Source organism: Zobellella maritima, from assembly GCF_003075035.1.
In the GTDB taxonomy this organism is placed as follows: Bacteria; Pseudomonadota; Gammaproteobacteria; order Enterobacterales; family Aeromonadaceae; genus Oceanimonas; species Oceanimonas maritima.
The window spans coordinates 134,776-156,950 of record NZ_QCZE01000001.1; the positions used below are offsets into that span (position 1 = coordinate 134,776).

Annotated in this window: 19 protein-coding genes and 2 tRNA genes; 19 read left to right on the forward strand and 2 right to left on the reverse strand. The window is 58.3% G+C overall.

What is annotated here, in order from left to right:
• Nucleotides 1-86: 86 nt before the first annotated feature.
• The 3 genes from dnaK (at nucleotide 87) to greA (ending at nucleotide 3,839) form a co-directional block, all read left to right on the forward strand.
• Nucleotides 87-2,009, forward strand: a complete 1,923-nt coding sequence (dnaK, locus tag DCS96_RS00600; protein ID WP_116472452.1) for a molecular chaperone DnaK — start codon at nucleotides 87-89, stop codon at nucleotides 2,007-2,009.
• A gap of 90 nt (nucleotides 2,010-2,099) precedes the next feature.
• On the forward strand, nucleotides 2,100-3,233 hold the full coding sequence (dnaJ, locus tag DCS96_RS00605) for a molecular chaperone DnaJ (protein WP_116472453.1): 1,134 nt from the start codon (nucleotides 2,100-2,102) through the stop codon (nucleotides 3,231-3,233).
• A gap of 129 nt (nucleotides 3,234-3,362) precedes the next feature.
• The gene (gene greA / locus DCS96_RS00610; RefSeq protein WP_116472454.1) at nucleotides 3,363-3,839 is read left to right on the forward strand and encodes a transcription elongation factor GreA; all 477 of its coding nucleotides are present in this window, start codon (nucleotides 3,363-3,365) and stop codon (nucleotides 3,837-3,839) included.
• Between the two features lie 61 nt (nucleotides 3,840-3,900).
• Here greA and yhbY read toward each other — a convergent pair whose 3' ends face one another.
• The gene (gene yhbY / locus DCS96_RS00615) at nucleotides 3,901-4,194 is read right to left on the reverse strand and encodes a ribosome assembly RNA-binding protein YhbY (RefSeq protein ID WP_116472455.1); all 294 of its coding nucleotides are present in this window, start codon (nucleotides 4,192-4,194) and stop codon (nucleotides 3,901-3,903) included.
• An 86-nt stretch (nucleotides 4,195-4,280) separates the two neighbouring features.
• On the opposite strand from yhbY, the gene rlmE reads away from it, so the two are divergent.
• The 15 genes from rlmE (at nucleotide 4,281) to pnp (ending at nucleotide 20,292) form a co-directional block, all read left to right on the forward strand.
• Nucleotides 4,281-4,910 carry a 23S rRNA (uridine(2552)-2'-O)-methyltransferase RlmE gene (gene rlmE, locus DCS96_RS00620; RefSeq protein WP_116472456.1) on the forward strand — a complete coding sequence of 210 codons (630 nt, stop codon included), beginning with the start codon at nucleotides 4,281-4,283 and terminating at the stop codon, nucleotides 4,908-4,910.
• Nucleotides 4,911-4,952: 42 nt separating this feature from the next.
• On the forward strand, nucleotides 4,953-6,893 hold the full coding sequence (gene ftsH, locus DCS96_RS00625) for an ATP-dependent zinc metalloprotease FtsH (RefSeq protein ID WP_116472457.1): 1,941 nt from the start codon (nucleotides 4,953-4,955) through the stop codon (nucleotides 6,891-6,893).
• Nucleotides 6,894-6,961: 68 nt separating this feature from the next.
• Nucleotides 6,962-7,795, forward strand: a complete 834-nt coding sequence (gene folP, locus DCS96_RS00630; RefSeq protein WP_116472458.1) for a dihydropteroate synthase — start codon at nucleotides 6,962-6,964, stop codon at nucleotides 7,793-7,795.
• Between the two features lie 6 nt (nucleotides 7,796-7,801).
• The gene (glmM, locus tag DCS96_RS00635) at nucleotides 7,802-9,142 is read left to right on the forward strand and encodes a phosphoglucosamine mutase (RefSeq protein WP_116472459.1); all 1,341 of its coding nucleotides are present in this window, start codon (nucleotides 7,802-7,804) and stop codon (nucleotides 9,140-9,142) included.
• 294 nt (nucleotides 9,143-9,436) lie between these two features.
• On the forward strand, nucleotides 9,437-9,772 hold the full coding sequence (gene secG, locus DCS96_RS00640; protein ID WP_116472460.1) for a preprotein translocase subunit SecG: 336 nt from the start codon (nucleotides 9,437-9,439) through the stop codon (nucleotides 9,770-9,772).
• Nucleotides 9,773-9,783: 11 nt separating this feature from the next.
• Nucleotides 9,784-9,870, forward strand: a tRNA-Leu gene (locus DCS96_RS00645).
• A gap of 67 nt (nucleotides 9,871-9,937) precedes the next feature.
• Nucleotides 9,938-10,014, forward strand: a tRNA-Met gene (locus DCS96_RS00650).
• A gap of 177 nt (nucleotides 10,015-10,191) precedes the next feature.
• Nucleotides 10,192-10,650, forward strand: a complete 459-nt coding sequence (gene rimP / locus DCS96_RS00655; protein ID WP_116472461.1) for a ribosome maturation factor RimP — start codon at nucleotides 10,192-10,194, stop codon at nucleotides 10,648-10,650.
• A gap of 14 nt (nucleotides 10,651-10,664) precedes the next feature.
• Nucleotides 10,665-12,167 (forward strand): transcription termination factor NusA, encoded by a 1,503-nt coding sequence (nusA, locus tag DCS96_RS00660; protein ID WP_116472462.1) that lies wholly within the window; start codon nucleotides 10,665-10,667, stop codon nucleotides 12,165-12,167.
• A gap of 19 nt (nucleotides 12,168-12,186) precedes the next feature.
• Complete coding sequence (infB, locus tag DCS96_RS00665; protein ID WP_116472463.1) at nucleotides 12,187-14,877, forward strand: translation initiation factor IF-2; 2,691 nt, start codon at nucleotides 12,187-12,189, stop codon at nucleotides 14,875-14,877.
• Between the two features lie 314 nt (nucleotides 14,878-15,191).
• Nucleotides 15,192-15,602, forward strand: a complete 411-nt coding sequence (rbfA, locus tag DCS96_RS00670) for a 30S ribosome-binding factor RbfA (protein WP_116472464.1) — start codon at nucleotides 15,192-15,194, stop codon at nucleotides 15,600-15,602.
• 2 nt (nucleotides 15,603-15,604) lie between these two features.
• A complete protein-coding gene (truB, locus tag DCS96_RS00675; RefSeq protein WP_116472465.1) occupies nucleotides 15,605-16,540 on the forward strand; it encodes a tRNA pseudouridine(55) synthase TruB in 936 nt (311 codons plus the stop codon).
• A gap of 115 nt (nucleotides 16,541-16,655) precedes the next feature.
• Entirely contained in the window at nucleotides 16,656-16,925 is a 270-nt protein-coding gene (gene rpsO, locus DCS96_RS00680) for a 30S ribosomal protein S15 (RefSeq protein WP_071473214.1), read from the forward strand.
• Nucleotides 16,926-17,178: 253 nt separating this feature from the next.
• Complete coding sequence (locus DCS96_RS00685) at nucleotides 17,179-17,955, forward strand: DODA-type extradiol aromatic ring-opening family dioxygenase (protein WP_116472466.1); 777 nt, start codon at nucleotides 17,179-17,181, stop codon at nucleotides 17,953-17,955.
• Between the two features lie 252 nt (nucleotides 17,956-18,207).
• A complete protein-coding gene (gene pnp / locus DCS96_RS00690; protein WP_408646004.1) occupies nucleotides 18,208-20,292 on the forward strand; it encodes a polyribonucleotide nucleotidyltransferase in 2,085 nt (694 codons plus the stop codon).
• Between the two features lie 152 nt (nucleotides 20,293-20,444).
• Here the strand turns inward: pnp and DCS96_RS00695 are convergent, their stop codons facing one another.
• Entirely contained in the window at nucleotides 20,445-21,416 is a 972-nt protein-coding gene (locus tag DCS96_RS00695) for a zinc transporter ZntB (protein ID WP_116472468.1), read from the reverse strand.
• 119 nt (nucleotides 21,417-21,535) lie between these two features.
• On the opposite strand from DCS96_RS00695, the gene pdxH reads away from it, so the two are divergent.
• The gene (gene pdxH / locus DCS96_RS00700) at nucleotides 21,536-22,174 is read left to right on the forward strand and encodes a pyridoxamine 5'-phosphate oxidase (RefSeq protein WP_198649890.1); all 639 of its coding nucleotides are present in this window, start codon (nucleotides 21,536-21,538) and stop codon (nucleotides 22,172-22,174) included.
• Nucleotide 22,175 lies beyond the last annotated feature (1 nt).

Sequence of the window (22,175 nt, forward strand, 5' to 3'; positions counted from 1 at the left end):
AGCGTAAAGCGGCAACCACATATAGGCACTAAAGCAAAAATGTAAAAACGCGTATTACCGTATTCAAGAAATTTAGAGAGGATTTTATGGGTAGAATCATCGGCATCGATCTGGGTACCACTAACTCTTGCGTTGCCATCCTGGACGGGGATACCCCGAGGGTCATTGAAAACGCCGAGGGTGCTCGTACTACTCCTTCTATCATTGCCTATACCGACGACGGTGAGACCCTGGTTGGCCAGCCCGCCAAACGCCAGGCGGTCACCAACCCGAAAAACACCCTGTTCGCCATCAAGCGTCTGATTGGCCGTCGCTTCGAAGATGAAGAAGTACAGCGTGATATCAAGATCATGCCGTTCAGCATCATTAACGCCGACAACGGTGATGCCTGGGTGAGCGCCAAAGACAAGAAAATGGCCCCGCCGCAGATTTCTGCCGAAGTGCTGAAAAAGATGAAGAAGACCGCCGAAGACTACCTTGGCGAAGCGGTGACCGAAGCGGTTATTACCGTACCGGCCTATTTCAACGATGCCCAGCGCCAGGCCACCAAAGACGCCGGCCGTATCGCCGGTCTGGACGTCAAGCGGATCATCAACGAGCCGACTGCGGCCGCTTTCGCCTATGGCGTCAACAAGACCAAGGGCGACCGCAAGGTAGCTGTGTATGACCTGGGTGGTGGTACCTTCGATATCTCCATCATCGAAATTGATGATATGGAAGGCGAAAAGACCTTTGAAGTACTGGCCACCAACGGCGATACCCACCTGGGTGGTGAAGACTTCGACAACCGTCTGATCACCTACCTGGTGGAAGAGTTCAAGCGTGAGCAGGGTTTTGATCTGCGCAACGACATGCTGGCCCTGCAGCGTCTGAAAGAAGCCGCCGAAAAAGCCAAGTGCGAGCTGTCTTCCGCCCAGCAGACCGAGGTGAACCTGCCTTATATCACCGCCGATGCTTCCGGTCCCAAGCACCTGAACATCAAGGTGACCCGCGCCAAGCTGGAATCCCTGGTCGAGGACATGGTGAAAAAATCCCTGGGTCCGGTTGCAACCGCGCTGAAGGATGCCGGCCTGTCCGTATCCGATATCGACGATGTGATCCTGGTTGGTGGTCAGACCCGTATGCCACTGGTGCAGAAAGCGGTCAGCGATTTCTTCGGTAAAGAGCCCCGTAAGGACGTAAACCCGGATGAAGCCGTGGCCGTGGGCGCCGCCATCCAGGGCGCGGTATTGTCCGGCGACAAGAAAGACGTGCTGCTGCTGGACGTGACCCCGCTGTCGCTGGGTATCGAAACCATGGGCGGCGTGATGACTGCGCTGATCGAGAAGAACACCACCATCCCGACCAAGAAGTCTCAGGTGTTCTCCACCGCCGACGACAACCAGTCTGCCGTGACCATCCACGTACTGCAGGGTGAACGCAAGCGCTCCGGCGACAACAAGTCTCTGGGCCAGTTCAACCTGGAAGGCATTCGTCCGGCGCCGCGCGGCCTGCCGCAGATCGAAGTTACCTTCGATATCGACGCCGACGGTATCCTGCATGTGTCCGCCAAGGACAAGGACACCGGCAAGGAGCAGAAGATCACCATCCAGGCGTCTTCCGGTCTGAGCGAGGAAGAAATCGAAGCCATGGTGCGTGCCGCCGAAGCCAATGCCGCGGAAGACAAGAAATTCGAAGAGCTGGTACAGGCCCGTAACCAGGCCGATGGTCTGGTACACGCCACCCGCAAACAACTGGAAGAAGCCGGTGATGCCCTGGCTGCCGATGACAAGAGCGCCATCGAGAGCGCCCTGAGCGCCCTGGAAACCGCCGTACGCGGCGAAGACAAGGCCGACATCGAAGCCAAGCAACAGGCCCTGATGGAAGTGTCGCAAAAGCTGATGGAGGCCGCCCAGGCCCAGGCGCAGGCCCAGGCATCTGACGCCGGTGCCCAGGATGCGGGCAAGGCGAAGGCCGACGACGACGTGGTCGATGCCGAGTTTGAAGAAGTCAAAGACGACAAGAAATAAGGGTCACCCGGCGCAGTGACGCTAACAGTGCGGGCGTTGGGACTCCAACGCCCGCCTTTGTGTAATTGAGACCAGGTAAAACGATAACCTATGTCGAAGCGAGATTATTACGAAGTGCTCGGTGTGGCCAAGGGAGCCGACGAGCGCGAAATCAAGAAGGCCTACAAACGGCTGGCGATGAAATACCATCCTGATCGCAACAAGGATGATGCCGACGGCGTTGAAAAGTTCAAGGAAGCGACCGAAGCCTATGAAGTGCTGACCGATGCCCAGAAGCGGGCCGCCTATGATCAGTTTGGTCATGCGGGCGTTAACGGCCAGCAAGGGGGCGGTCACGGCTTTGGCGGCGGCGGTGATTTCAGCGATATTTTTGGCGACGTGTTCGGTGATATCTTCGGTGGCGGCCAGCGCCGTCAGCAGCGTGCGAGCCGCGGTGCCGATTTGCGCTACAACATGGAGCTGACCCTGGAAGAAGCGGTACGGGGCGTGACCAAAGAGATCAAGGTGCCCACCCTGGTCGGTTGTGAGCTCTGTGACGGCAGCGGGGCAAAGCCCGGCTCCGAGGCGAAGACCTGTTCCACCTGTCATGGTGCCGGCCAGGTGCATATGCGTCAGGGTTTCTTTACCGTGCAGCAGGCCTGTCCCCATTGCCGGGGCAAGGGCAAGATCATCAGCGATCCCTGCCATAAGTGTCACGGCGAAGGCCGTTACCAGAAAACCAAGACCCTGTCGGTCAAGATCCCGTCCGGTGTGGATACCGGCGATCGTATCCGGCTGTCGGGTGAAGGGGAGGCCGGAGAATCGGGTGCGCCGGCGGGGGATCTGTATGTGCAGGTGCATGTACGTGAGCACGAAATCTTTGTACGTGACGGCAATAACCTCTATTGCGAGGTGCCGATCAGCTTCAGCGCGGCGGCCCTGGGCGGAGAGGTGGAAGTACCCACCCTCGATGGCCGGGTCAAGCTGAAGATCCCCGCCGAAACCCAGACCGGCCGTATGTTCCGCCTGAAAGACAAGGGTGTGCGCTCGGCTCGTAACGGGTTGATGGGGGATCTGGTGTGCAAGGTGTATATCGAGACGCCGGTGAAACTGACCGAAGAGCAAAAGAGCCTGTTACGCCAGCTGGAGGAGTCCTTCGGTGGGGCGGCAGGGAAAAAGCACAAGCCCAAATCGGAAGGTTTTTTCGAAGGGGTGAAACGCTTCTTCGATGATTTGACCCGCTAGCCCGACTGTATTAGTCTGAACAGCTGACACAGATTGGGCCGACAGGCCGAATTCTTGAGATATGAGCCCTATGCCGACTATTCGGACGGGCTCTTGTTGTTTTATTGTTGAAGGAACCAGGTTTCCACTATGAATCAAACGCCGATGACCATTCGCGGTGCGCAGAAACTGCGTGAAGAGCTGGACTACCTGAAGTCGGTCCGCCGCCCGGAAATTATCGAAGCCATCGCCGATGCCCGTGAACACGGTGACCTGAAGGAAAACGCCGAATACCATGCCGCCCGCGAGCAGCAGGGTTTCTGCGAAGGCCGTATTCAGGAAATAGAAGCGAAGCTGTCCAATGCCCAGATCATCGACATCACCAAGCTGGTTAACAACGGCAAGGTGATTTTCGGCGCCACAGTGACACTGTTGAAGATCGACGATGAAAAGGAAATCACCTACCGCATCGTGGGTGATGACGAATCCAACATCAAAGCCAACCTGATCTCTGTCAATTCTCCTATCGCCCGCGCGCTGATCGGCAAGGAAGAGGAAGATGAAGTCGTGGTGAAAACCCCGGGTGGTGATGTGGAATACGAAATCATCAAGGTAGAATATCTGTAAGCGCGGTATACCTGCGGGGAAGAGCGGGGGGATTGTTCCCCGCTCTTCCCTTACCGAGCCCTCAGCGGGGCAAGGTGATCTTTTTCAGCTCGCTGGCACGATACAGGGTCAGCACATGGCCGATGGTTTGTACCTTGATGGCATTGGTTTCACGGACAATGGCGTCCATGATCAGCGTTTTGACTTCCCTGTCTTCCGCGGCAACCTTTACCTTGATCAGTTCGTGATGGTTGAGCGCTAGCTCTATCTCGGCGAGAACGCCTTCGGTAAGGCCGTGCTGGCCGAGCAATACCACCGGCTTGAGGCTGTGAGCCAGCCCTTTGAGGTATTGTTTTTGCTTATTGTTCAGGGTCATTGCAAAATGCTTCGATTGTTTTAGGTTGAAAGATGGTCATTGTACCCCCATCTAGGCTTCAATGGTAAGAGTAGAGCGATAATTTAATGAGTAAGAGTAAACGCTCGGCCAGCTCGGCGCGCTGGCTGCAAGAGCATTTTAACGACAAATATGTCAAACAGGCCCAGAAAAAGGGCCTGCGCTCTCGTGCCGTGTTCAAGTTGGAAGAATTGCAAGGCCGAGATCGCCTGCTCAAGCCGGGGATGACGGTCGTGGACCTGGGCGCGGCGCCGGGGGGCTGGAGTCAGTTTGCTGTAGAGCAGGTCGGCCAGCAGGGACAGGTGATTGCCTGTGACATATTGCCGATGGACCCGATCGCCGGCGTGGACTTCCTGCAAGGTGATTTCCGCGACGAGGAAGTGCTCAACGCCCTGCTCGCGCGGGTGGGGGACGACAAGGTCGATGTGCTGTTGTCGGACATGGCGCCCAATATGAGCGGTACCCCCGAGGTGGATCAGCCCAGGGCCATGTATCTGGTCGAATTGGCGCTGGATATGTGCCGTCAGGTGCTGGCATCGAAGGGCAGTTTTGTGGTCAAGGTATTTCAGGGCGCCGGCTTCGATGAGTTCCTGCTGGAAGTCCGTCGTTCTTTCAGTGTTGTCAGGGTACGTAAACCCGATTCGTCCCGACCCCGTTCGAGGGAAGTCTACATTGTGGCTACAGGTTTTAAACTGTAGTACTCTCTAGGTCATAAACTGTCAGCCGGTGAGGTTAGTAATTTGAGTGACATGGCGAAAAATTTGATCCTGTGGTTGGTCATAGCCGTGGTGTTAATGTCTGTATTTCAGAGCTTTAGCCCCAGTGAACCGGCGGGACGCCAGCAGGACTATTCTGCCTTCGTGCAAGAAGTAGCCCAGGGGCAGATCCGGGAAGTCCGCATGGATGGCAAGACCATCAACGGTGTGAAACGCAGTGGTGATCGTTTTACCACCGTGATGCCGACGGAAGACCCCCAGCTGCTCAACGATTTGCTGAACAACAATGTACGGGTGGTGGGTGAGAAGCCGGAAGAGCCGAGCTTGCTGACTTCCATCTTTATTTCCTGGTTCCCCATGCTGCTGCTGATCGGTGTCTGGGTGTTCTTTATGCGCCAGATGCAAGGCGGTGGCGGTAAGGGCGCCATGACCTTCGGTAAGAGCAAGGCCCGTTTGATGGGCGAGGATCAGGTCAAGACCACCTTTGCCGATGTGGCCGGCTGTGATGAAGCCAAGGAAGACGTCAAGGAACTGGTGGACTACCTGCGCGATCCCAGCCGTTTCCAGAAGCTGGGTGGCCGTATTCCGACCGGTATCCTGCTGGTAGGTCCTCCGGGGACCGGTAAGACCCTGCTGGCCAAGGCCATTGCCGGTGAGGCCAAGGTGCCCTTCTTTACCATTTCCGGCTCCGATTTTGTCGAAATGTTTGTGGGTGTGGGTGCGTCCCGCGTGCGCGACATGTTCGAGCAGGCCAAGAAATCGGCTCCCTGTATCGTGTTTATCGATGAGATCGACGCCGTCGGTCGCCAGCGTGGCGCCGGTCTGGGTGGCGGTCATGATGAGCGTGAGCAGACCCTGAACCAGATGCTGGTTGAGATGGACGGTTTTGAGGGCAACGAGGGCGTGATCGTCATTGCCGCCACCAACCGCCCCGACGTACTGGATCCGGCGTTGCTGCGTCCGGGCCGGTTCGACCGCCAGGTGGTGGTGGGCCTGCCCGATGTGCGTGGCCGTGAGCAAATTCTCAAGGTGCATATGCGTCGCGTCCCCCTGGGTGACGACGTCAATGCCAGCGTGATTGCCCGTGGTACGCCCGGCTTCAGCGGGGCCGATCTGGCCAACCTGGTGAACGAGGCGGCCTTGTTTGCCGCCCGCTCGGCCCGCCGCCTGGTGTCGATGGAAGAATTCGAGAAGGCCAAAGACAAGATCATGATGGGTGCCGAACGCCGCTCCATGGTGATGTCCGAGTCCGAGAAGGAAATGACCGCCTATCATGAAGCGGGCCATGCCATCGTCGGCCGTATGGTGCCCGAGCATGATCCCGTCTACAAGGTGTCGATCATTCCCCGCGGCCGTGCCCTGGGGGTGACCATGTACCTGCCTGAGCAGGACAGGTTCAGCTACAGCAAACAGCATCTGGAATCGATGATCTCCAGCCTATACGGCGGGCGGCTGGCCGAAGAGCTTATTTATGGCTTTGACAAGGTCACCACGGGGGCGTCCAACGATATCGAGCGGGCCACCGAAATTGCCCACAAGATGGTCACCCAGTGGGGTCTGTCGGAGAGGATGGGGCCCCTGCTGTATGCAGATGAAGAAGGCGAAGTCTTCCTCGGCCGTACCGCGGCCAAGGTCAAGCATATGTCTGATGAGACCGCCAAGGCCATTGATGCGGAGGTGAAGCAGGTGATCGAGCGAAACTTCGCCCGCGCCAAGCAGATACTGACCGACAACATCGATATCCTGCACACCATGAAAGACGCGCTGATGAAGTACGAGACCATCGATGCCAAGCAAATCGATGATCTGATGGCCCGTCGTGATGTGCGGCCGCCGGCAGACTGGAAAGATGAGGTGGATGACACGCCCCAGGGGCCGACTTCCGGTGCCCAGGACAAGAAAGAAGCCGAGTCCAAACCGGGCACACCGGATTTGAACAAGCCTTCCGATGCCCCCAGCAACTAGGTTTTTATGATAAATTAGCCCCGTTCACCCTGTGACCGGGGCTTTTTATTTTTCGGGAACTCAGCCTTATGTTGTTAGCAAGCAAAACGCGTAGCCTTGACCTGAGCCGCCCCCAGGTAATGGGGATCCTCAACCTGACCCCCGATTCCTTCTCCGATGGCGGCAGCTATACCGACAGGGACGTTGCCCTGCGCCATGCCCTGCAGCTGGTGCTGGACGGCGCCACCATTATCGATGTGGGCGGTGAGTCGACCCGCCCCGGCGCCGCCGAGGTCGGTGAGCAACAGGAACTGGATCGCGTCGTGCCGGTAATCGAACGGTTACGGCAGGAGCTGGATTGCTGGATTTCGGTAGACACCAGCAAGGCGGCGGTGATGGGCGAAGCCGTGCATGCCGGCGCCGATCTGATCAATGACGTCCGTGCCTTGCGCGAGCCGGGGGCCTTGCAGGTAGCGGCGGACAGCGGGGCCGCCATCTGCCTGATGCACATGCAGGGACAGCCCAGAAGCATGCAGCAGGCGCCGGATTATCGGGATGTCACCGCAGAGGTGACAGGCTTCCTACGGGAGCGGCTGGTCGCCTGTGACGAGGCCGGCATTTCACGCGGGCGCATCTGCCTGGATCCGGGCTATGGGTTTGGCAAGTCACTAGAGCACAATTATGAACTGCTGGGAAAGCTCGGCCGGCTGCACGAGCTGGAGCTGCCTCTGCTGGTCGGCATGTCGCGCAAATCGATGCTGGGTCAGCTGCTTGAACGGGACGTCCATCAACGCCTGGCCGGCGGCCTGGCGGCCCATCTGTTTGCGGTCAGCCAGGGGGCGCAGATCATCCGGGTGCATGACGTTAAGGAAATGGCCGATGCCCTGCGGGTATGGCAGAAAGCAACACAATACAAGGGATAACAATAAATGAAGAGTCGGAAATATTTTGGTACAGATGGCATACGCGGCCGGGTGGGGGAGTATCCCATTACCCCCGAGTTTGTGATGAAGCTGGGCTGGGCCGCGGGCAAGGTATTGTCGCAGACCGGCACCCGGAAAGTGTTGATTGGCAAGGATACCCGTATTTCCGGCTATATGCTGGAGGCGGCGCTGGAGGCGGGATTATCTGCCGCCGGCCTCAAGGCGACCCTGCTCGGCCCCATGCCGACCCCGGCGATTGCCTACCTGACCCGCACCTTCCGGGGCGAGGCGGGTATCGTGATCAGCGCCTCTCACAATCCCTACTATGACAATGGTATCAAGTTTTTCTCCCATGACGGCACCAAGCTGCCCGATGAGGTAGAGTTGGCGATCGAGGCCATGCTGGATCAACCGATGGACTGCGTTTCTTCCGATCAGCTGGGCAAGGCCATGCGCATCAATGATGCGCCCGGCCGTTATATCGAGTTCTGCAAGAGTACCTTCCCCTCGGAAATGCACCTGGACGGACTCAAGATAGTGCTCGACTGCGCCCATGGCGCTACCTATCACATCGCACCGGCGGTGTTTGAAGAGCTGGGAGCCGAAGTGATTCGGACCGGCATCAGCCCCAATGGCCTTAACATCAATGATCAGGTGGGCTCGACCGCCCCCTCGGCCCTGGTTCAGGCGGTTGTGGAGCATGAGGCGGATCTGGGGATCGCCTTCGATGGCGACGGCGATCGGCTGATCATGGTGGATCACACCGGTGCTCTGGTCGACGGTGATGAAATACTCTACATCATGGCCCGGGATGCCCAGCGTCGCGGCGTTCTACAGGGCGGCGTGGTCGGTACCCTGATGTCGAACATGGCCCTGGAGCTGGCCCTGGCCCGGCTGGAGATCCCCTTCCTGCGCGCGAAAGTGGGTGATCGCTATGTGATGGAGCTGCTCAGGGAGCATGGCTGGCGGCTGGGAGGAGAAAACTCCGGCCATATTATCAGCCTGGAACACAATACCACCGGGGATGGCATCATCGCCGCGCTGCAGGTCTTGCGCGCCATGGTGGGAGAGGGCGTGGGCCTGGCTGCCTTGCGTAGCGAGCTGACCCTGTTCCCCCAGGTGCTGGTCAATGTGCGCTTCGAGACCGGCACGGATCCGCTGGCCAATGCCGAGGTGCAGGCGCGGGTACAGGCGGCCGAGGCCGAGCTGGCCGGCAAGGGCCGGGTGCTGTTGAGAAAATCCGGCACCGAGCCCTTGATCCGGGTGATGGTGGAAGGCGCGGATCAGGCTCAGGTGCAGCGCCTGGCCGAGTATATTGCCGCAGCGATACCGGCGCTAACAGCCTGAAGCTGTAAGCGATAAGCCGGAAGCGCTCAGCGGCCCGACGTGGTTTGGCGGTCTTGTATAGGGGCCATGATTTTCAGTTGCCCGTATCGATCTCAACAACAACGCCGGGCTGCTGCAAGCCTCCGGCTTCAAGCTTTCAGCTTGGGTAAAACGGTTTTTGCTGTCTTTTTATGCATTTGAACTTAAATCTTGAATTTACGCTTGTATCGGGGAAAGCGGATCGCTAGTATTAGCCCCGCTCCCGACAGCAGCCTGGTGACGGGGTTTAGGCGCCAAGCAAAGGTATAGCTTAAAATGTACGAGATTCTTCTAGTGGTGTATCTGCTTATCTCACTGGCCCTGATAGGCCTGGTGCTGATACAGCAAGGGAAAGGTGCCGATATGGGTGCCTCCTTCGGAGCGGGTGCATCCAATACGGTTTTTGGTTCCAGCGGGTCGGGTAACTTCCTGACCAAGGCGACAACGCTGCTGGCGACCGGTTTCTTTGTAGTAAGTCTGGTGTTGGGGAATCTGTCCACCAACGGCAGCAAGCAGGGGAGCGAGTGGGAAGACCTTTCTCAGCCCGAAGTGGTGGAAAGTCAGACCCAGGGTGATGTTCCGGTCAGCAATGACAGCGACATACCCAACTAAGTAAGAGTTTTGCCGAGGTGGTGGAATTGGTAGACACGCTATCTTGAGGGGGTAGTGCCTGTATAGGCGTGCGGGTTCAAGTCCCGCTCTCGGCACCAAGTTATAGATTAACTGAATAGGTTGAGATTTTTCGCCAAGTTAACTATAATCTCGCACGATTTCGGACGCGGGGTGGAGCAGTCTGGTAGCTCGTCGGGCTCATAACCCGAAGGTCGTCGGTTCAAATCCGGCCCCCGCAACCAATTTCACGTCCACTGCCTGCTCGCGGTGGATGGTCGTCGCGAGGCGACAATCAGGGTCCAGGAGAATAGCCCCGATTTGAAGATCGGGGCTTTTTGTTATCTGCACTTTGGCATCTGCAAGACAGATGCGGATTCACTGGGCTGCGAGCCCTTTTTTTGTTTTTGGAGGGGGTAGCTTTGGCTACATTGGAACAACGATTGACCGATATGCTCAGCGAGCCGGTAGAGGCGCTGGGCTTTGAACTGCTTGGGCTGGAATTTGTCCGTGCCGGGCGCCATTCCACCCTGCGCCTGTATATCGACAGTGAAAATGGCATCGAGGTGAATGACTGCGCGGAAGTCAGCCGGCAAGTCAGTGCCGTACTCGATGTGGAAGATCCCATCGCCACTGAATACGATCTGGAAGTCTCCTCTCCCGGTATGGCTCGCCCCCTGTTCAAACCGGCGCATTACCAGGCCATTATCGGCCAGGAGGCAGAACTGGCTCTGCGCATGGCGGTAAATAACAGACGTAAACTTAAAGGAAAAGTGGTGGCGGTTGAAGACACCCTGGTCCGGCTGGAGGTAGAAGGGAAAGAGTTTCCCGTTGCCTTTGCTAATATCCAAAAAGCGAATCTGGTTCCGAACTTTGACTAACGAGGCGATCGGACATGAATAAAGAAATATTGCTCGTTGTAGACGCGGTTTCCCATGAGAAGGCGGTGCCTCGTGAAAAAATCTTCGAGGCCCTGGAGACTGCCCTGGCGACGGCAACCAAAAAGAAATACGAAGGTGATATCGAAGTCCGGGTTGCCATCGACCGTAAGAGTGGCGATTTCGACACCTTTCGTCGCTGGCAGGTAGTGGAAGACCAGGAATCCCTGACCAATCCCTACCGGGAAATAACCCTGGAAGCGGCGCAGATCGATGAGCCGGAAATCCAGCCGGGTGACTACGTCGAAGATCAGATTGAATCTGTCAAGTTCGACCGTATCACCACCCAGACCGCCAAACAGGTCATAGTGCAGAAAGTGCGTGAAGCCGAGCGCATGCAGGTGGTCGAGCAATTCCAGGACCAGGAAGGCGAAATCATCACCGGTGTGGTCAAAAAAGCCACCCGTGAGAGTGTCATCTTGGATCTGGGTAACAATGCCGAAGCCGTGATCTACCGGGATGACCTGTTGCCGCGCGAGTCGTTCCGCTCCGGCGACCGGGTGCGTGGCCTGCTGTATGCGGTACGGCCCGAAGCCCGTGGTGCCCAGCTGTTTGTCAGCCGTACCCACCCGGACTTCCTGAAAGAGCTGTTCCGCATCGAGGTGCCGGAAATCGGTGAAGAGCTGATCGAAATCATGGGCGCCGCCCGGGATCCGGGCAGCCGTGCCAAGATATCGGTCAAGACCAATGATCGGCGGATCGACCCCATCGGTGCTTGTGTCGGCATGCGTGGTGCCCGGGTGCAGGCGGTGTCCGGTGAGCTGGGCGGCGAGCGGGTCGATATCGTGCTGTGGGACGACAACCCCGCCCAGTTCGTGATCAACTCCATGGCCCCGGCGGATGTGGCCTCCATCATAGTGGACGAAGATGCCCACTCCATGGACATCGCCGTCGAGTCCGGCAATCTGGCCCAGGCCATCGGTCGTAATGGCCAGAACGTGCGTCTGGCTTCCCAGCTGACCGGCTGGGAACTGAACGTGATGACGGTGGAAGATCTGCAGAGCAAGCATCAGATTGAAAGCGACAAGATCATGAATCTGTTTGTCCAGTATCTGGATATCGATGAGGATTTTGCCGCCCTGCTGATGGAGGAAGGCTTCTCCACCCTCGAAGAAATCGCCTATGTACCGGTCAGTGAGCTGATGAGCGTGGAAGGCCTGGACGAAGACATGGTGGAAGAGCTGCGTAATCGCGCCAAAGACGCTCTGACGACACGCGCCCTGGCGCAGGAAGAATCTTTTGAAGGGGTGGAGCCGGCAGAGGAACTGCTCGCACTGCCCTCCATGACCCGGGAACTGGCCTATCAGCTTGCCGCCCGTGGTATCGCGGATCTGGAAGAGCTGGCAGAACAGGGTATTGATGACCTTGAAGGGATAGAAAGCCTGGATGAGAGCCTGGCAGGCGAACTCATCATGGCTGCCCGCAATATCTGCTGGTTCGGAGACCAGAACGAAGAATAAGATCAACGGAGGTAAATGAATGGCAGAAGTCTCATTAACGCAACTTGCCAATGACATCGACACACCGGTTGATCGTCTAGTCCAGCAGTTTCGTGAAGCAGGTATGGAGAAATCCAGTGCCGATACGGTCACCGAAACCGAAAAGGCCGCCTTGCTGGCGTTTTTAAAGAAACAGCACGGTGCTAATGACGATAATGAACCTAAACGGATGACCTTGAACCGCAAGACCAAGAGCACCTTGAGTGTGCAGGGTGCCGGCGGTAAGAACAAGGCCGTACAGGTAGAGGTGCGCAAGAAACGTACTTATGTAAGACGCGATGCGGCTGAAGAGCAGCAGCGTCAGCAGGAAGCAGAAGAGCAGGCCCGTCTGGAAGCAGAAGCCCAGGCCAAGCGCGAGGCTGAAGAAAAAGCCCAGCGCGAAGCCGAGGCCAAGGCCAAGCGCGAGGCTGAAGAAAAAGCCAAGCGTGAAGCGGAAGAAAAAGCCCGCCAGGCTCAGCTGCAAGCTCAGAACACGACGGAGCAGGGCGCCAAGCCCCAAAGCAAAGAGCAGAAAAAGGCGGACGATATGGCCAAGAGCGAAGCAGAAAAATTAAAGCGTCAGCGTGAGGAAGAAGCCTTGCGCAAGGCCGAGCTGGAGGCCCAAATCAAGGCTGAAGAAGTACGTAAACTGGCGGAAGAAAACGAAAAGCGCTGGGCCGAAGAAGCAGCCAAGAAGCCGGAAGATGCGGACTATCACGTGATGACCAATCCTCACGCCAAGGCAGCCGAAGACGAAGCCGACCAGACCGAAGAGCAGAAGGCCCGCCGTACCGGTGGCAAGAAGCGCAAGGGCGGCAAGTCCAAGGAAGACAGGGAAGATCGTGAGAGCCGTGCCGATCGCCAGAGAAAAGGCAAGCGCGCCAAGGTGATGACCCCGAGATCCATGAAGCATGGTTTCCAGAAGCCGGCACAGCCGGTCAACCGGGACGTGGAGATCGGTGAAACCATCACGGTTGCCGAGCTGGCCAACAAGATGGCGGTCAAGGGTGCCGAAGTCATCAAGGCGATGATGAAGATGGGCGCCATGGTCACCATCAACCAGGTGATCGATCAGGAAACCGCCCAGCTGGTGGCGGAAGAGATGGGCCATAAAGTGACCCTGCGTCGTGAAAACGAGCTGGAACAGAAGGTGCTGTCCGACCGTGATACCGACGCCGAGCGCAGAACCCGCGCCCCCGTGGTGACCATCATGGGTCATGTCGACCACGGCAAGACCTCGACCCTGGATTATATCCGCCGTGCCAAGGTCGCCGCCGGTGAAGCCGGTGGTATTACCCAGCATATCGGTGCCTATCATGTTGAAACCGAAAACGGCATGATCACCTTCCTGGATACCCCGGGCCACGCCGCCTTTACCGCCATGCGTGCCCGTGGTGCCGGCGCCACCGATATCGTGGTACTGGTGGTCGCCGCCGATGATGGCGTGATGCCACAGACCGTCGAGGCGATTCAACACGCCAAGGCAGCCGGTGTCCCGCTGATCGTCGCCGTCAACAAGATGGACAAGCCCGATGCGGATATCGATCGGGTGAAGAACGAGCTGGCTCAGCACGGCGTCATGTCGGAAGACTGGGGTGGCGAGAACATGTTCGTCTACATCTCGGCCAAGACCGGCATGGGCATAGATGAACTGCTGGAAGGCATCCTGCTGCAGGCCGAAGTGCTGGAGCTGAACGCCGTACACGATGGCATGGCTTCCGGCGTGGTGATCGAGTCCCGTCTCGACAAGGGCCGCGGGCCGGTAGCCACTGTGCTGGTTCAGGAAGGGACCCTCAATCAGGGTGATATCGTGCTCTGTGGTCTGGAATACGGCCGGGTTCGCGCCATGAAGGACGAGCTGGGCCGCGAGATCAAATCTGCCGGCCCTTCCATTCCGGTCGAGATCCTGGGCTTGTCCGGGGTACCGGCTGCCGGTGACGAGGCGACCGTGGTTCGTGACGAGAAGAAGGCGCGCGAAGTGGCGACCTATCGTCAGGGCAAGTTCCGTGAAGTCAAGCTGGCCCGTCAGCAGAAGTCCAAGCTGGAGAACATGTTCTCCAACATGACCGAAGGCGAAGTAGCCGAGGTTAACCTGGTACTGAAGGCCGACGTGCAGGGTTCCATCGAGGCGATTTCCGATTCCTTGCAGAAGCTGTCGACCGACGAAGTCAAGGTCAAGATCATCGGCTCCGGCGTAGGCGGTATTACCGAGACCGATGCCAGCCTGGCGGCGGCGTCCAACGCCATCATCCTGGGCTTCAACGTGCGTGCCGATGCGGCTGCCCGCAAGGTGATCGAGGCCGAAGAAATCGACCTGCGCTACTACAGCGTGATCTACGAGTTGCTGGACGAAGTTAGACAGGCAATGACCGGCATGCTGGCGCCCGAGTTCAAGCAGGAGATTATCGGCCTGGCTCAGGTGCGTGACGTGTTCCGCTCGCCCAAGTTCGGCGCCGTGGCCGGTTGTATGGTCACCGAGGGCAACGTCAAGCGCAGCAACCCGATCCGGGTACTGCGTGACAACGTGGTGATTTACGAAGGCGAGCTGGAATCCCTGCGTCGCTTCAAGGACGATGTGCAGGAAGTGCGTAATGGCATGGAATGCGGCATCGCCGTGAAGAACTACAATGATGTACGAGTCGGTGACCAGATCGAGGTCTATCAGATCGTGGAAGTACAGCGTACCCTGTAAGGGTGATATCGGCTCCGGTTGCAGCCGGTGCCGAAAGGCACAGCCCGCCGACACGCCAGGGTCTAAGGTCATCGGCGCTTTGCACCCGCTGCGAACATTCACTGGATGTTCGTTCAGGCACAAAGCTTGATGCAGGCAGTAGGCTACCCCATCGGGGCTGACGGCGGCACTGACCGCCATGGATGGCGGAAATGTCGAAAAAGCAGGAGCATTTTTCGGCCTTGCCGCCAACAGTCGGCTCAGCTGTATCCTTTCGTCACCTGGATTGATATTAAGGGGCCTCTTGGCTCCTTTTTTTATTGGATAAAAATGTTATGGCCAGAGAATTCAGCCGCACCCGCCGGGTTGGGCAGGAATTGCAGAAAGAAATTGCGATGATCCTGCAGCGGGAAATCAAAGATGATCGCCTCAAGTTGGTGACAGTCTCAGGGGTCGAGTTGTCCCGGGATCTGAATTATGCCAAGGTGTTCGTGACCTTTCTGGAAAATGATCCGGAAAAAATCGAACAGGGCATGAAGGTACTGAAAGACGCCAGCGGCTTCATCCGCAGCCTGGTTGGCAAGGCGATGCGCTTGCGGGTCACCCCGGAACTGCGCTTTAGCTACGATCAGAGCCTGGTCGAAGGCATGCGCATTTCCACCCTGGTGTCGAGCACCATAGCGGAAGACAAGCGACGGATGCAGGCATCCGACCGTGATGAGCAAGATCAAGAGGAAAAGGACTGAAGATGGGGCGTCAGCGTCGATTTCGTGGCCGTGAAGTAGACGGCATCCTGTTGTTGGACAAACCCGCCGGTATTACCTCCAACGATGCCTTGCAGAAGGTCAAACGCATCTATGCCGCCGCCAAGGCCGGCCATACCGGTGCCCTGGATCCCCTGGCCACCGGTATGCTGCCGATTTGCCTGGGCGAGGCGACCAAGTTTTCCCAGTTCCTGCTGGAGGCGGACAAACGCTATCGGGTGATCGCCAAGCTGGGCGAGCGCACCGATACCAGTGATGCCGATGGCGAAGTGGTACAGACACGGCCGGTTAAGGTCGCCACCGGTGAGCTGATTGAAGCCCTGGATCATTTCCGCGGCGACATAGAGCAGGTGCCGTCCATGTACTCGGCGCTGAAGTACCAAGGCAAGCCCCTGTACCAATATGCCCGCGAGGGCATAGAGGTTCCCCGGGAAGCCAGGCCGATCACCGTCTATGAACTGACGCTGATCCGTTTCGAAGGCGAGGAAGTCGAGCTGGAAATCCATTGCAGCAAGGGAACCTATATCCGCACCATAGTGGATGATCTGGGGGAAATGCTTGGTTGTGGTGCCCATGTCACCATGCTCAGGCGGCTGGCGGTGGCCGGCTATCCGGCCGAGCGCATGCTGACCCTGGAGCAGCTGGAGTGCATCCTGGAGAACTGCCGTGCTCAGGAAATCTCTCCCCGACTGGAGCTGGATCCGCTGCTGCTGCCGATGGATACCGCGGTGGCGAGCCTGCCGGAGGTCAATATGTCCGAGCTGGTGGCCGGCTACGTCAATCAGGGACAGGCGGTGCAGGTATCCGGCGCGCCCTTGTCGGGGTTTGTCCGCATGACCATGGGCCCCGAACAGCAGTTTATCGGCGTGGGGGAAATCGACGACGACGGCAAGGTCGCGCCCAAACGGCTGGTACGCTGAACTTTGCACATTTTCCGGTTGCCAACCCCGGCTTAGCTGGTAGAATGCGCAGCTCTGTTTCCGGCTGAATTAGTGATCGGCTGGAAGAACCATTCATCTCTTTGGAGTAATCAAGATGTCACTAAATGCTGAAACCAAAGCCCAAATCGTTGCTGACTTTGCTCGTGGCGAAGGCGACACCGGCTCTCCTGAAGTTCAGGTTGCCCTGCTGAGCGCCCAGATCAATCATCTGCAAGGCCATTTCAAGCAGCACATCCATGACCACCACAGCCGTCGTGGTCTGCTGCGCATGGTATCCCAGCGTCGTAGCCTGCTGGACTACCTGAAGCGCAAAGACGTTGAGCGTTACCGTTCACTGATCGAAAAACTGGGCCTGCGTCGTTAATCGACCCATCCGGTTCAAGAAAAAAGGAGCTTCGGCTCCTTTTTTCGTTTCATAACGGTCAGTTGTACGGTTTTCCTTGATATTGCCGGTGTTGGCACCGGTGCCTGTCATTCCCCCGCTACAAAACGATAAAGTCCTCCCAATTCTCTTATTGTTTCCTGATGGTTAACAATTAATTCCGCCAGGGCCGGTTTATCTCAAGATTGGGGTCCGCTAGAGTCTATATTGATTATTTTTGTGAGGAAATTTCAGTATGGCCCGATTGCCGACCCTGTTTGTGTCCCATGGGGCGCCGACCTTTGCCCTAGAGCCCGGCCGTGCCGGCCCGCTGTTGCAGGCGGTGGGCGAGTGCCTGCCCAGGCCGAAGGCGGTGCTGGTGGTGTCTCCTCACTGGATCACCAGGGAAATAGCGGTCACCGCCAGTGCCCGGCCGGCTACCATCCACGATTTCGGTGGCTTCCCCGATGCCCTGTATCAATTACAGTATCCGGCTCCGGGGGCCCCCATGCTGGCCGAAACCGTCATGGCCCTGTTGCGTGACCAGGGTTACCCGGCGACCTGTGATCCCGAGCGCGGCCTGGATCATGGCGCCTGGGTACCCTTGCGTTACCTGTATCCGGATGCGGCTGTGCCGGTCATACAAGTTTCCATGCCGGCCAGTCTGGACCCTCATTCCGCCTGGCGGTTGGGGCAGGCATTGGCACCGCTGGCGGAAGCCGGGGTGCTGGTTGTCGGTTCGGGCAGCCTGACCCACAACCTGTACGAGTTTCGCATGGGGAGCGATGAACAAGCGGACTATGCCTGGGAATTCGTGCACTGGGCACGACAGGCGGTCAGGGGCCATGACAAGGCGGCCCTGATGGACTATCTGCACCGGGCGCCTCACGGCCGGCGGGCCCATCCTACTCCGGAGCACTATCTGCCCTTGCTGGTGGCGGCGGCGGCCGCCACGCCCGGTGGTGAGGTGGACGTGCTTGAGGGCGGCATGAGCCACGGTGTACTGTCGATGGAGTCCTATCTGTTTCATTAACTCGCCGCTGAGAGGGACGCTCGAAAGATAAAACGGTCAGGGGCGCCGAAGCCGGTTACCGACGGATTTGTGTGATGGTTGGCGGCGTGCTTTTCGGCCATTTCCCCATCATTGATTCTGGGTTTTAAGGGTGAATCAAGTATACTGTGCGGGCAAATTAGAGATCATACATATTAAGGAATCTACAACGTGAATCCTATCGTAAAAACCTTCCAATACGGCCAGCATACGGTCACCCTTGAAACCGGTGTGATGGCCCGCCAGGCTTCCGGCGCCGTGATGGCCAGCATCGATGATACCGCAGTCCTGGTGACCGTGGTCGGCAAGCGCGAAGCCGATGAAAGCCGTGATTTTTTCCCATTGACCGTGAACTACCAGGAGCGTACCTACGCGGCCGGTCGTATCCCGGGCAGCTTCTTCAAGCGTGAAGGCCGCCCGACGGAAGGTGAAACCCTGACAGCCCGGCTGATCGACCGCCCGATCCGCCCGCTGTTCCCCGATGGATTCAAGAACGAAGTCCAGGTCATCGCTACCGTGGTATCGGTTAACCCGGAGATCGCCCCGGACATCATCGCCATGCTGGGCACCTCTGCCGCCCTGGCCATTTCCGGCATTCCCTTTGCGGGCCCTATCGGCGCCGCTCGTGTCGGTTATATGAACGGCGAATATGTACTCAACCCGACCATCTCCGAGCTGAAAGAAAGTCAGCTGGATCTGGTGGTGGCCGGTACCGCCAATGCGGTATTGATGGTGGAGTCCGAAGCCGCCGTACTGCCCGAAGATGTGATGCTGGGCGCCGTGGTCTACGGCCACGAGCAGATGGCGACCGCCATCAATGCCATCAACGAATTCGCCGCCGAAGTAGGTACCCAGCCCTGGGATTGGCAGCCTGCCGCCGAGAACGAAGCGCTGAAAGCCAAAGTCGCCGAACTGGCCTCCGCCGAGCTGGGTGAAGCCTATCGCATTACCGACAAGACTGCCCGTCGCGATGCCATCAGCGCCATCAAGACCAGGGTACAGGATGCCATCCTGACCGAAACTCCGGAACAGGGCATCAAGGAAATTCAGGACCAACTGGGCAAGCTGGAAAAAACCATTGTCCGTGGTCGTGTGGTACGTGGCGAACCCCGTATCGATGGTCGTGAACCCGATATGATCCGTGCCCTGCATGTGGCCACCGGCCTGCTGCCCCGCACCCATGGCTCTGCCTTGTTCACCCGTGGTGAAACCCAGGCGCTGGTTGCCGCCACCCTGGGTACCGAGCGTGATGCCCAGCTGATCGACGAGCTGACCGGCGAGCGCGCCAACCGCTTTATGCTGCACTATAACTTCCCTCCTTACTGTGTGGGTGAAACCGGCATGGTCGGCAGCCCCAAGCGTCGTGAAATCGGCCACGGCCGGCTGGCCAAGCGCGGTGTTGCCGCGGTAATGCCGAGCCAGGAAGAGTTCCCCTACACGGTGCGCGTGGTCTCTGAAATCACCGAGTCCAACGGCTCTTCCTCCATGGCTTCCGTGTGTGGTACGTCACTGGCCCTGATGGATGCCGGTGTGCCGATCAAGGCCTCCGTGGCCGGTATTGCCATGGGTCTGGTGAAGGAAGAACAAGGCTTTGTGGTACTGTCCGATATCCTGGGCGATGAAGATCACCTGGGTGATATGGATTTCAAGGTAGCCGGTACCACCGAGGGTGTGACCGCCCTGCAGATGGATATCAAGATCGAAGGCATCACCCGGGAAATCATGGAAGTGGCCCTGAAACAGGCCCGTGGCGCCCGCCTGCATATCCTGAAGGTCATGGACGAGGCCCTTAACCAGCCTCGCGCCGAGATCTCCAGCTTTGCACCGCGCATCCATACCATCAAGATCAACCCCGAGAAGATCCGCGATGTGATCGGTAAGGGCGGCTCCACCATCCGTGCCCTGACCGAAGAAACCGGTACCACCATCGAGCTGGACGATGACGGCACCGTCAAGATCGCCGCTGTCGACGGCGAAGCCGCCAAGCTGGCCATCCGTCGTATCGAGCAGCTGACCGCAGAAGTGGAAAGCGGCACCCTGTATGACGGTGAGGTGGTACGCCTGGCCGATTTCGGCGCCTTCGTCAACATCCTGCCCGGCAAGGACGGTCTGGTGCATATTTCCCAGATCACCGAAGAGCGGGTCAAGAATGTGTCCGATCACCTGAAAGTGGGTGACAAGGTGAAGGTGAAGGTTCTGGAAGTGGATCGTCAGGGCCGTATCCGCCTGTCCATCAAGGAAGCCAACAAGCCTGCCGAAGCCGAAGCGCCTGCCGCCGAAGCCAAGGCCGAAACGCCGGTTGAAAATAACGCCGAGTAATCGTCTCACGGAACAAGCGAGACGTTTCAAGGCCTGGGCCGGGGAGTGATCCCCGGCCTTTTTTTATCCGGGCTGTTTACCCTTTGTGGGAGTGAGGCCAGTGGCCAATCGCCCCGGGGCTTCCTACAGGATCATCTGCTGGGCTTCCTACATTAAATCCATCCCCGCCGCCGGAAGTACCATACCTGCAGCGCCACCATCAGCACCAGGGTTGCCACGAAAACACCGAAGGCGGCGACGTTATCGGCCAGCGGTATACCGGCCAGGTTGACACCCAGCAGACCGGTCATAAAGCTTAACGGCAGGAACAGGGCGGTGATCATCGACAGCACAAACATGCGCTTGTTCAGTTGTTCCGACAGCTGGTTGGCCCTGGCGTCGTCGAGGGCGATGGAGCGCTCCCGGATGGCGTCCATGTTTTCCAGGTAACGGTGCAGGCTGTCCTGGGTTTCCCGCAGGCTGGTCTTGGCTTCCGGGCCCAGCCAGCCATTGTCTTTGTCCATCAACAGCCGTCCCAGGGCTTCTCTTTGCGGGCTTAAATAACGGCGAAACTCGATAAGCCGGCGGCGTTGGGTCATCAGCTCCCCTCGGGAGGTTTCCAGGATGCCATCCAGAAAGCGGGTTTCCAGTTCATCAATCTGATCATCCAGCTCTTCCACTATTTCGCCGAGGGGGCGTTGCAATTCGAAGGCCAGCTCAGCCAGCAGGGTATCGCTATTGGCGGGGCCCTTGCCCTGCGCCAGCCGGGCGGCGATGGTCTGCACCGATGCCAGCTGCCGGTTGCGGGTGCTGATGATGCGCTGTGGCTCCAGCCACAGCCGCATGGCCACCATGTCTTCCGGATCCGCGCCCGGGTTGAGGTTGACTTCGCGCAGGGCGATCAGCAATCCCTGGCCGTGGCCGGTGGCCCGGGGGCGGGTCGCCTCGCTCAGCAGGGCGGAAACGGCCACCTTGTCCAGCTCGCTGTGTTGTTCCAGCCAGCGACGGGTATCCGGCTGACGGTAGTCGAAGTGCAGCCAGAGGCAGCCTTGTTCCGGTTGCCAGCGGTTCACTTGCTGGTCGTCCAGCAGCCGGGCCCCACCTTGTCCGTCCAGCAGCAGGGCATGAATAAGTCCTTGATTCATGTTGTCTTCTATTAAAAGGGGGATGCCCCTATATATAGAGAAGTTGGGAGCGGATGACAACTTGCCAAGCCCCGGCCCCCGGCGCACAATATTGACCATCTGAAATCCATGAGGAAAGCATGATGGAGCTGGCCGACTTTCGGCGGGACTATACCCAGGGCGGACTGAGACGCAAAGACCTGCCCGACGATCCCTTGACCCTGTTCGAGTTATGGATGGAACAGGCGGTAACGGCGGGGATCACGGATCCCACCGCCATGGTGGTGGCCACGGTCGATGAGCGAGGGCAGCCCTATCAGCGCATTGTGCTGCTCAAACACCTGGATGCCCATGGCTTTGTGTTCTACACCAACATGGGCAGCCGCAAGGCCGGCCAACTGGCGAAAAACCCCCGCATCAGCCTGTTATTCCCCTGGCATATGCTGGAGCGGCAGGTCCATGTCACCGGCCAGGTGGAACAGCTGTCGACCCTCGAGGTCATGAAGTATTTTCATAGCCGTCCGAAGGACAGCCAGCTCGGTGCCTGGGTCTCCCAGCAGTCGGCCCGTATTTCTGCCCGCAGCATACTGGAAAGCAAGTTTCTCGAGATAAAGCAGAAATTTGCCAGTGGCGAAGTGCCACTGCCCAGCTTCTGGGGTGGCTTCCGGGTGAAATTCGACTCGGTGGAGTTCTGGCAGGGAGGAGCCCGGCGGCTACATGATCGTTTCCTGTATCAAAGGAATACAGACGGCTGGACCATTGACCGTCTGGCGCCTTGAG